Origin of the sequence: Streptomyces sp. N50 (genome assembly GCF_033335955.1) — a bacterium.
Classification (GTDB): Bacteria; Actinomycetota; Actinomycetes; order Streptomycetales; family Streptomycetaceae; genus Streptomyces.
Genome location: NZ_CP137549.1, coordinates 4217615 through 4228797, shown reverse-complemented (window position 1 = coordinate 4228797; position 11183 = coordinate 4217615). Strand labels below are relative to the sequence as shown.

Sequence of the window (11183 nt, the reverse complement as noted above, 5' to 3'; positions counted from 1 at the left end):
GACACCGTGCCCCAGCCCATCGCCGACAGCATCGCCGACCTGGTCGGCTCAACTCCACTGATTCGCCTGCGTGTTGACGAAGCCGCCGACGGTGTAAGGGTGTTGGCCAAACTGGAGTCCGTGAACCCGCTGTCCAGCATCAAGGACCGGGCCGCCCTGTTCATGCTGCGGGCCGCCGAGGAACGCGGTGAACTGCTGCCCGGCGGAACGGTCGTAGAGGCCACCTCGGGCAACACGGGCATCGCGCTGGCCGCCCTCGCCGCCGCGCGCGGCCACCGCTGTGTGATCGTGCTGCCCGACAGCGCCACCGCCGAACGCGTCGCCCTGCTGGGGGCGTTGGGCGCCGAGGTCGTCCGCACCCCGCGCGAGGCGGGCTACCAGGGAGCGATCGCCCGGGCCGAGGAGATCCACGCGGCCACGCCCGGCTCCTGGTTCACCCGCCAGCACGAGAACGAGGACAACGTCCGCGCGCACTACGAGACGACGGGCCCCGAGATCTGGGCGGACACCGGCGGCCAGGTCGACGTCCTGGTGTGCGGGGTCGGCACCGGCGGCACCCTGACCGGCATCGCCCGCTACCTCAAGGAGCGGAACCCGGCGGTGCACGTCGTCGCGGTGGAGCCGGAGAACTCCCCGGTGCTGTCGCGCGGTTCGGCCGGCCAGCACCGTATCCCCGGCCTGAACGGCGGCTTCGTCGCCGTCACCACCGATGTCTCCCTCATCGACGAGATCGTCACCGTGTCCGACGCGGACGCCCTGCACACGGCCCGTGAACTCGCGCGCGGCCAGGGCGTGTTGGTCGGCGTCTCGTCCGGCGCGGCCGTGCACGCCTGCGCCCGGCTCGTCGCCAAGCCCGTGTACGCGGGCCGGACCGTCGTCACCGTGCTGCCCGACACCGGCGAGCGCTACCTGAGCCTGTGGCAGGACGGCACGGACCCCGGCGGCCCAACCACCTCCACCCCCAACTCCCCCTACCGCAAGGAGCATTGACATGCCGGTGATCACCGTCGACTGGTGGCAGGGCAACGACCGTGCCGCCCGCGCCGAACTCGTGGCCGAACTGACCGCCACCGCCTCCCGCGTCGCGGGCTGTCCCAAGGAGGCCGTGACCGTCCTCGTCCGGGACGTGGCGCACGACCACTGGGGCAGCGGCGGCATCCTCGCCGACGAACTCGTCGGACCGGACCGGTCGTCGGCCGACACGTGAGGTGCGGAGCCGACCGGCGGCTGCTCCTCGTCCAGCCCTGTCACACCTCCGTGGTCAGGGCCGTGGCCGCCGGGTTCCGGGTCTGGTCGGTGCAGGACCCGGCGCTGTGCGCACCGCACTGCCTCGCCGAGACCGAACGGCTCTCGCAGGCACTGCTGCTGACCGACACCGGCGATCCGGTGGCCCTCGCCGCCCTGCTGGGCAGGACCGCCCGCCGGCACGGCATCGCCCAGGTGCTGCACCTGGGCGACCGGCGCCGTAGAGCCGCCGCGTTCGCCGCCGCCGACGCGGCGGGGCCGTCGGCGACCAGCCCGCAGTCCGTGCGCCGGATCTGCGACCGCACCGCGATGCGCCGCCTGCTGAACGAGGACGGCCGTTCGGTGGTGCGGGCCCGGGAGGCCCGTTCGGTGGGGGAAGTCACGGCTCTGGTACGGGCGTTGGGGCTGCCGCTGGTCGTCAAGCGGACCGACGCGGCGGGCGGTCACCATGTCACCCGGATCAGCTGCCCGGGAGACCTGGCGGCCTGGACGGCCCGTCGGCAGGCGGACGCGGCGCCGGGGCCCTATCTGCTGGAGGAGTATCTCGCCGGGCCCGTCTTCGGGGTGCACACCCTGACGGTCGACGGCGCCCACCACGTCCTCGCCCTCACGGCCAGGCACCCCGCCGGCGGGCCCGTGACCGAGCTGTACCCGGCGCCGCTGGACACCCAGGTGCGGTCCGAACTGCGGGCGGCGGCGCGGGCGTTGCTCGACCTGGCCGACTACCGCTCCGGGCCCGCGTACATCCGGCTGGTGCTCACCGAGCGGGGCGCCCGCGTGGTCGCCGCCGAGGCGTCCCTCGTCTGCCGTGAACCGCGACTTCCGCGCGTCGGCGGGGGGTTCGATCCCGATCTGTGGCTGTTCCGCGCCCTCGCCCAGGAACAGCCGGTGACCAGTGGTACTCGCACGGTATCGCTTCGGGATCGCTCGACGGCACCATGAGGGACGTCGAACGACATCACCACCACAGGGGGGAAGAGCGATGCGCAGGAAGACGGTCGGGCTCATAGGGATCGTGGCGGCGGTTCTGGTACTGGGCTGGGGGACGGCCACGGAGCTGCCGGCGAACAACGGAGGCCCCGACGCGACGGTGGCGGCCCCGCTGAACAACGGCGGCCCGGACTTCATCTCAGGCTGACGGCACGCCTACGGCACGACAGTGCCCCGCGCCCGTACGTCCGGGTGCGGGGCACAACCGTAGGCCGGTCGTGGGCAGTTGAGGGTCAGCCGGGACCGTCGGACATGGCGGGCATGTCCATCGACGCGAACAGCTCGTCGGCCTGCGCGCGGTGCAGGCGCGCCGTCGCGCCGTCGCCGAGCGCGGCGGCCGCGTGCGCCATCCCGTCGTGGGCGCGGGCCAGTTCCACCCGGTACTCGATGGCACCGGCCCGCCGCGCGGCGCTCCGGTGCAGCTCCAGGGCCTGCGCGTGCGCGCCGCGCTGCCGGTGCATCCGGCCGACGATGTTCTCGACGTCACAGCACCGCAGCGCCGTACCGCGCTCCCGCACCAGGTCCAGGGCCTGCTCCGCGTACGCCGACGCGGCGCGCTGGCGGCCCAGGCGCTGCTCGGCGTCGGCGGCGAGCGCGAGGGTGAGCGCCAGGTCCTCCGGGAACGAGGACTCGTCACCGGCGGACATCGCCTCGCCCAGGCACGCCCTGGCCCGCTCGGGCTCGCCGAGGCCGAGCAGGGCGATCGCCAGGTCGTTCAGGGCCGGGATCTGGCTGACCGGCTCACCGTGCGCGCGGCGCAGCTCGACGGCCCGCTCGGCGGCGGCCGCCGCCTCCTCGTAGTGGCCGAGCCAGGCGCAGACGGTACTGAGGTTGCACAGGGCCATCTCCTTGCGCAGGGCGTTCTCGTGCAGCTCGATGCTGCGGACGAGACTGTCCCGGCCCTCCTTCAGATGGCCGAGGCAACTGTGCAGCAGCCCCAACTGGTCGAGGCTGACGGCCTGTCCGTGCAGGTCACCGGCCGACCGCGCGATCCGCAGGGCCTCCTCGGCCGAGGCGAGGCCGTCGCGGAACCTGCCGAGCTTCCAGTGCGAGGACGTCAGGTTCGACAGGCCGGCGCGCAGGGCGGAGGGGTCGCCGAGCCGGCGGGCCGAGGCCACCGCGAGGACGGCCACGTTCTCGTACGCGTCGAAGGCGCCGCGCAGGTTCAGATAGAACATGGCGTTGCGGGCGAGCTGCCCGGTCTGCACGTCGAGGCCCTGCTCATGGGCCACCGTCACCGCGGACAGCAGCGCGGAGTGCTCCTGGTCGAACCAGCCGCGCGCCTGCTCCACCCCGTGCAGCGGCGGCAGTTCGGCCACGTCCGCGGGCGCCGGTGTGGCATGCCGGGCCCGGCGCGGGAACAGCACCGCGCACGCCTGCTCGGAGGCGGCCACGTAGTAGTCGAGGACCCGCTCCAGCGCGGCGTGGTCGGTGGCCCGGGCGGCGTCGGTGCGCAGACTCTGCGCGAAGCTGCGCACCAGGTCGTGCAGTGTGTACTGCCCGAGCGTGTGCTGCTGCACCAGATGCACGTCGAGCAGCCGCTCCAGGATGTCCTCGGCGGTCCGCCGGTCCGTGCCGAGCAGCGCGGCGCCGGAGTGCACGTCGACCTCGGTCCCCGGATGCAGCCCGAGCAGCCGGAAGGCCCGGCGGTGTTCCTCCTCCATCGCCTGGTACGACAGCTGGATGGTCGCCGCGACACTGCGCTCGCCGGAACTCAGCTCGCCCAGCCGCCGCGTCTCGTCGCAGAGCCGGTCGACCAGGTACTGCACGGTCCAGCGCTGGCGGTTGCGCAGCCGGGCGCTCGCGATCCGCAGGGCGAGCGGCAGGTGGCCGCAGAGTTCGGCCAGTTCGGCCACGGCCTCCGGCTCCGCCGAGGTCCGCCGCTCGCCGAGTGTCTCCGCGAGCAGCGTCAGGCTCTCCTCGGGCGGCATCACCCCGAGCGAGATCCACTCGGCGCCGTCCAGGTCCATCAGCCTCGCCCGGCTGGTGACCAGGACCAGGCAGCCGGGCGAGGCCGGGAGCAGCGGCCGGACCTGGCTGGAGTCACTGGCGTTGTCCAGCAGGAGCAGCACCCGCCGGCCCGCGAGGGTGGCCCGCCACAGGGCCGCCCGGCCGCCCTCGTCCTCGGGGACGCGCTGGTCGGGGACGCCGAGGGTGCGCAGCAGCGCGCCGAGCACGGCGGTCGGCTGCAGCGGCTCCTCGCCGGGCGAGTAGCCGCGCAGGTCGAAGCAGAGCCGCCCGTCCGGGTACTGCTCGGCGAGCTGGTGGGCGGCCCGCACCGCGAGGGAGGTCTTGCCGCTGCCGCCCATGCCGTCGACGGCGACGATCCGCGTCCCGTCACAGGGCTCGGCGGCGTGCCGCAGCAGGGTGCGCAGCTCCTCCTCGCGGCCGGTGAAGTCCGAGAGGTCGTAGGGGAGCGTGGACAGCGACGGGGCGGTGGCGGGGGCCTGCGGTCCGGCGGGGGCGGGCACCTGCGGTTCGGGGCCGGTCAGTTCGTCGCTGTCGCGCAGGATCGCCTCGTACAGCTTGGTCAGCCGGGGGCCGGGGTCGATGCCGAGTTCCGCGACGAGCAGGTCGCGGACCCGGCCGTACTCCTCCAGGGCCTCGGCGGCGCGGCCCGAGCGGTACAGGGCGAGCATCAGCTGGCCGCGCAGGGTCTCGCGCAGCGGGTGTTCGACGATCAACTCGCGTAGATCCACGACGAGTTCGCGGCTCTCGCCCTGGTCGAGGCGGAGCTGGAAGAGCTGCTCGGCGGCGGCCAGCCGGCGCTCGTCGAGGGCGGTGGCAGCGGCGGCGAGGGTGGTGCCCCCCGACCCCGCCAGGACGGGCCCGCGCCACAGTGCGAGCGCGCTGCGCAGCAGATCGGCGGCCTGCGCGGCGGCCCCGGCGGCGACCTGCTCGCGGGCCTCGCCGGTGAGCCGGGTGAAGCGGCTGAGGTCCACCTGCTCGTCGGCGACGGCGGCACGGTAGCCGGGCCCGTCGGTGACCAGCAGTCCGGCCCCGCCGGGTATCCGGCGGCGCAGGTCGGCGACGGCCTTGCGGATCTGGTGGACGGCGGTCGCGGGCGGCCCCTCGTTCCACGCGGCCTCGACGAGTCGCGTTACCGGCACGACACGTCCGGGCTCCAGCAGCAGGGTGACGAGGACCCGTTCCTGGATCGGCCCGCCGAGCCGCAGCCGCTGCTGGTCGGCCCAGATCTCCAGCGCGCCCAGGATGTTGAAGTGCACAGCCTGCGGTGCTGCTCCGGTCAACGCGTCCCCTGACCCCATGAAACGTGCCGAAGCCCAGGTAGGGGCTTCGGCTGCGCAGCCTAGGCCCCTGTGGAGGCTTTGGCTGTATACGGACATTAACTGTTCACACACAGTCGTTGCACCGATCCGGGAGGTGATGGGCAGCACACCCCAAACCACCCCATCAACCGCCCCGCCGCGAAACCCCGTGCCCCCGCCCCGCCCGCCCGGCGACAATGGTCCGGTGCGGTACAGAATCCTGGGCAGCACCCGGGCGGACGACGAACAGGGCACCGGCGTACCCCTCGGCGGTGCGCGGCTGCGCGCCCTGCTCGCGGCGCTCGCCCTGCACCCGGGCCGGAACATCCCCTTCGCCACCCTGATCGACGAGGTGTGGGCGGACGACCCGCCGCAGGACGCCCCGGCCGCCCTCCAGGCCCTGGTCGGCCGCCTCCGCCGCACCCTCGGTAAAGAAGCGATCGTTTCCGACCCCGGCGGCTACCGCCTCACGGCGACCCGCGACGACGTCGACCTGTTCGTCTTCGAACACCTCACCCGCAGGGGTACGGCCGCCCTCGACCGGGGCGACGCGACCACCGCCGCCCGCGACCTCGCCGAGGCGCTCGCCCTGTGGCGCGGCCCCGCGCTCGCCGACCTCCCCGACCGTTCCGCCGCCGCCCGCCCCGACGCGCTGCGCCAGGAGGCCACCCGCGCGCGTGCCGAGGCCGACCTGCTGCTCGGCCGCGCCGCCGACGTCGTACCGGAACTGCGGGAACTGACCACCGCGCATCCCTACGACGAACCCCTGCACGCCCTCCTCATCCGCGCCCTGCGCGACGCGGGCCGCGGGGCCGACGCCCTCGCCGCGTACGAGGCGGCCCGGCGCGCGCTCGCCGACGGGCTCGGCACCGACCCGGGACCCGAACTCCGGGCGCTGCACGGGGAGTTGCTCACGTCGACGGCACCCGCGCGTACGACGCCCCCGGCCCCTGGGCGTCCCGAACGCGACGGCAACCTGCGTCCACGGCTTACCTCTTTTGTGGGCCGGGAACCCGAGATCGCCGCCATCCGTTCCGATATGCACAGGGCCCGCCTCGTCACCCTCACCGGACCGGGCGGCTCCGGAAAGACCCGTCTCGCCGAGGAGGCGGCCGCCGGGCTCCCGCAGGCGTGGCTCGTCGAGCTGGCCCGGCTCGACCGGCCGGAGGCGGTGCCGGGCGCGGTGGTCAGTGCCCTCGGTCTGCGCGAGACCGCCCTGCTGACCACCGAGTTGATGACCACGCAGGACGACCCGGTCGCCCTGCTGGTGGAGTACTGCGCCTCGCGCGGCCGACTCCTGATCCTTGACAACTGCGAACATGTCATCGGCGCCGTGGCCGACCTCGCCGAGACCCTCCTGACCCGCTGCCCGGGGCTCACGATCCTCGCCACCAGCCGTGAACCCCTGGGCGTCCCCGGCGAGTCCGTGCGCCCGGTCGAACCCCTCGTCCCCGACCAGGCCCACCGCCTCTTCACCGAGCGCGCCGCCGCCGTCCTCCCCGACGCGGAGACCGTGCTCCAGGACACCGAGGCGGTCGCGGAGATCTGCCGCCGCCTCGACGGCCTGCCCCTGGCCATCGAACTGGCCGCCGCCCGGCTCCGGTTGCTCACCCCGCGCCAGATCGCCGACCGCCTCGACGACCGCTTCCGCCTCCTCACCTCAGGCAGCCGCACGGTCCTGCCCCGCCAGCAGACCCTGCGGGCCGTCGTCGACTGGTCCTGGGAGCTGCTCGACGAGGCGGAGCGGACGGTGCTGCGCGAGGTCTCCGTGTTCGCCGGCGGCTGGGACCTCGCGGCGGCCGAGGCCGTGTGCACCGGCCCCGCTGCCCACCTCATCGGCTCCCTGGTCGACAAGTCCCTGATCGTGGCCACCCCGGGCGACACGGACGGCGGCATGCGCTACCGCATGCTGGAGACCATCCACGAGTACGCCGTGGAGCGCGCCGCCGAGACCCCCGGCCTGCGCACCGCCGCCGAGCGCGGGCACCGCGCCTGGGTCCGCGCCCTCGCCGAGGAGGCCGAGCCGCTCCTGCGCTCGGGCGACCAACTCCCGTGGATAGCCCGCCTGGAGACCGAGCTGGACAACATCCGGGCCGCCCTCGCCCGCTCCCTCGCCGCGCGCGACGAGGCGGAGGCGGGCGCCCTGGCCCTCGCCCTCGGCTGGTTCTGGTGGCTGCGCAACTACCGCTCCGAGGGCGCCGAATGGATCATCCGCGTCCTCGACCTGGCCGTGCCGGAGGGTTCCGCCCAGGACCCGTACGAGGCCTACGTCGCCGACCCGGAGGCGGACGCCCGACACCCCCTGCACGCACCGCGGATGGACCTCCGGCTGCTGAACCTCTTCCTCAGGGCCGAGTCCGAGCTCCTGGGCCGGACGGACGACGGCCTGGCGGACGAGCGGATGCGGCAGTACATGCAGCTGATCCAGGGCTACTTCGCCGCCGGCGGCCCGCGGTCGGCCCGTATGCCGGGGCTCATCTGGCCGCTCACCGCCTACTTCCTCACCGAGTCGATGGAGATCCGGCCCGCCATGGAGGCGTCGGTCGTCAACGTCCGCGCCCACGGCGGCGACTGGGAGAACGCGGTCATGCTGATGTTCCGCACCCACCTCCTCGTCGACTCGCCGGGCGGCATGACGGGCATCGACGAGGACCTGAAGGCGCTGAAGGTGCTCTGCCGCCGCGTCGGCGACCGCTGGGTGCGCGCCCAGGTGTCCAGCGCGGTCGGCGAGGCCGCCATGGTCCGCGGCCGCTTCGAGGAGGCACGGACGGCCTACGAGGAGGCGCTGGAGCTCGCCTACGAGGTCGGCGCCCACACCGAGACCCCGTTCCTCATCGCCCGCCTCGCCGAACTCGCCTTCCGCGCGGGCGACCGCGACAGTGCGATGGCCGGCCTGGACCGGGCGACCGAGGAGGCCGACCGGCACGGCGTGGCGGACGCCCGCGCGTTCGTCCTGATGCTGCGCGCGCACATCGCCCTGGAGGACGGACAGATCGCCCGCGCGCGGGAGTTGGGCGACCTGGCTCGGACGGAGAGCGAGAAGGGCACGCCCCCACCGCAGTTCAGGGCCGCTCTGAACGCGGTCGCCGCCCTGGTCACCGCCGCCGAGTCCGGCCCGGCGCGCGGACTGGAGCTGATGACCGCCACCCTGCGCGAGGCCGTCGAGGAGCGCTGCGCCGACGCGGTGATCGCGATGCTGGTGGACCAGACGGCCCTGCTCTGTGCCGACCTCGGCGAACTCCCGCGCGCGGTACGCCTGTTGGCCGCGGGCGACCACTGGCGCGGCGGCCACCCGCGCCCCATGCCGGAGCGCGCCCACGTCGAACGCACCGAGACCGCGGCCCGCACCGCCCTGGGCCGCGAGCGCTACGCCGCCGAACGCGCCCGCGGCGAGACCCTCACCCTGGACGAGGCCCTGGCCGAACTGCCCGCCACGGCACCGCTCCCGACACCGCGCCCTACGCGCACGTGAACTTGGACTCCGCCCAGTCCGCCAGCGCCAGGTCGTCGAAGGAGCCGTGCGGTTCGACCACGAGCCGTACGGTCCTGCGCCCGGCGATGTCCACATGCACCGGCACCGCGGGATCCCCGCCGTCGATCTCCCCGGACCGCCACAGCCGCACCCCGTCGGCGTACACCGCGAAGTACACCTTGCCGATCCCCAGCATCATGTCGTCGACGCCGACCTTCGCGTCGTAGGAGACGCACTGCCGGTTGAGATCGATCGTGACCGAGGACCGGCCGTGCACGGTGGCCCCGTGCGCGTACCGCGTGCCGCCGATCGAGACGCCGTAGCGCTGCCACACCCAGCTGCTCCGGCCGAGCTGGATCTCCGGCGCGGTGCCGTCGCCGTTGACGTTGTACGAGAGCTCGCTGACCTGGAAGATCGTCGGCGCGGGTGGGGGCGTCGGGGTCGGGGTGGGAGTGGGCGTGGGCGTCGGGGTGGGCTTGGGGGTCGGCCTCGGAGTCGGGGTGGACTTCGGGGTGGGTGTGGGCTTCGCCCGGGGTGTGGGTGACGGGGTCGGGGTCGGCGTGGGTGTGGGTGTCGGCCGGGGCTTCAGCACCGCTGGTTCCGGGGCGGGTTGCTTCTTCGGGGGCGTCGGGGGCGTCGACTCGGGCTTCACGATGGGCGAGGACGAGGGCGCCGGTTTCGCCTCGGGCTTCTTCGCGGGGGTGTGGGTGCTGCCGGCCAGCGCGAGGGCGATCGCCGCCGCTGCCGCCGTGGCGACCACACCGGCCGCGATACCCGCCTTCACCGGGGCGCCGAGCCCCTCGGAGGCGGCCGCGCCCCCGGCACCGGCACTCCCGGACGAACTCCCGCCCGCAGCGGCGGCGGCACCCGCGGCACCGGCCGCACCCGCGCTCGCACCACCGGCGATGAGCGCGACCGCCTTCGCGTACCCGGCGGCCCCGAACCAGCCGATGACCGCGACCGGGACGACCGCCGGGATACCGCTGGCGACCTCCTCGATCTGCAGCGCGGCGAGCCGGCACTTGGCGCACTCCTCCAGGTGCTTGCGCAGCCCCCGTTCGGCACGCGTGCGCAGCCGGCGGCGGGCGTAGGTGCCGAGCTGGTCGGCGTAGCGCGCGCACTCCTCGTCGTCGGTGAGGGTGGCGCTGACATGGGCCTGGAGATAGGCCTGCTTGAGCCCCTCGCGGGCCCGGCTGGCCAGCACGCGCGTGCCGTTGGCGTCGAGCCCGAACAGCGTGGCGACCTCGCTCGGCGACTCGTCCTCGACCTCGGTGTGCCACAGCACGGCCTGCCACCGCTCGGGCAACGACCGGAAGGCCTGCATCGCCATCGACTGCTCGGCCACGTGCATGGCCCGGACATCGGCACCCAGGTCGATCGTGTCGTCATCGGACACTTCCGACACCCGCGCGGACTGCGCGGCGAACACCGCGAAGTCGTCGACGAGTTGCTCCCGCTTCGCCGACTTCGTCCAGCTCGCGGCGACGCGCCGGACGGAGGTCAGCAGATAGGCGCGTACGGCGTGCTCGGGCCCCGAACCGCCGCGCACCGCCTGCAACATGCGGGCGAAGACCTCGGCGGTGAGATCGTCGGCGGTGTGCCCGTCCCGGCAACAGGTCCGGGCATACCGGCGCACGGCGTCCGCGTGGCGCCGGTACAGCTCCTCGTACGCCGTGTCGTCACCGGCACGCATCCGCTCGATCAGCGAGGCGTCGGCCGCCGGCATCTCCCGCGGCGGCAACGGCGGCGGCAGCACACTGCCCTCGCGCTGCGGCGGGACACTGCCCTCACCGGGATCGCCACCCTGGGAGACACCACCCTGGGGGACACCACTCGGCCCACCCTGACTCGGCACCTGTGGTGAGGTCAGCCCACCGGCCTCCGGGTCACCGTCACCCAGTGACTCGTCCCGCCCGTCAACGCTCATCGCGGAAAGCCCCCGCCGCCTGCCAAGCCAGTCCAACCAGTCCCGAACACCGGGTCAGCGTAGCCATATTGGCTTTTGTTCAGGACCCCGTCGCAGGGACCATCCACTCATCCGTGGGGACTTCCCGCACCGCAGTACTAGCGTTCACCCTTCCGGGGAACACTCAACTGTCGTGCCCGGAACGGGAGTTGGCGATGGTGGCCGAAATGCCCGGAACGTCCCCGGGGGTCGCGAGGGGCGCGGGCAGCGCGGTACCCACGCCCCACAGTCACCTATTCGA

General features: G+C 74.0%; 7 protein-coding genes. 5 read left to right on the top strand and 2 right to left on the bottom strand.

Annotated elements, in window-relative coordinates; translation table 11 throughout:
* Nucleotides 1-6 precede the first annotated feature (6 nt).
* Genes cysK through R2B38_RS18645 form a run of 4 tightly spaced genes read left to right on the top strand, consistent with a single transcriptional unit; the run spans nt 7 to nt 2383 of the window.
* The gene (gene cysK / locus R2B38_RS18660; RefSeq protein ID WP_318017253.1) at nt 7-990 is read left to right on the top strand and encodes a cysteine synthase A; all 984 of its coding nucleotides are present in this window, start codon (nt 7-9) and stop codon (nt 988-990) included.
* A gap of 1 nt (nt 991) precedes the next feature.
* Entirely contained in the window at nt 992-1207 is a 216-nt protein-coding gene (locus R2B38_RS18655) for a 4-oxalocrotonate tautomerase family protein (protein WP_318017252.1), read from the top strand.
* Nucleotides 1204-2187: a phosphoribosylglycinamide synthetase gene (locus R2B38_RS18650; RefSeq protein ID WP_318017251.1), complete on the top strand. Its 984-nt coding sequence runs from the start codon at nt 1204-1206 to the stop codon at nt 2185-2187. Before R2B38_RS18655 ends, R2B38_RS18650 begins: the two co-directional genes overlap by 4 nt.
* Before the next feature lie 40 nt (nt 2188-2227).
* The gene (locus tag R2B38_RS18645) at nt 2228-2383 is read left to right on the top strand and encodes a hypothetical protein (RefSeq protein ID WP_158713467.1); all 156 of its coding nucleotides are present in this window, start codon (nt 2228-2230) and stop codon (nt 2381-2383) included.
* Between the two features lie 85 nt (nt 2384-2468).
* On the opposite strand, the gene R2B38_RS18640 is transcribed toward R2B38_RS18645, so the two are convergent.
* Entirely contained in the window at nt 2469-5486 is a 3018-nt protein-coding gene (locus R2B38_RS18640; protein ID WP_318017250.1) for an AfsR/SARP family transcriptional regulator, read from the bottom strand.
* 223 nt (nt 5487-5709) lie between these two features.
* On the opposite strand from R2B38_RS18640, the gene R2B38_RS18635 reads away from it, so the two are divergent.
* The gene (locus R2B38_RS18635) at nt 5710-8976 is read left to right on the top strand and encodes a BTAD domain-containing putative transcriptional regulator (protein ID WP_318017249.1); all 3267 of its coding nucleotides are present in this window, start codon (nt 5710-5712) and stop codon (nt 8974-8976) included.
* On the opposite strand, the gene R2B38_RS18630 is transcribed toward R2B38_RS18635, so the two are convergent.
* A complete protein-coding gene (locus R2B38_RS18630) occupies nt 8963-10903 on the bottom strand; it encodes a sigma-70 family RNA polymerase sigma factor (protein WP_318017248.1) in 1941 nt (646 codons plus the stop codon). The two genes, R2B38_RS18635 and R2B38_RS18630, sit on opposite strands and share 14 nt — an antisense overlap.
* Between the last annotated feature and the right edge of the window lie 280 nt (nt 10904-11183).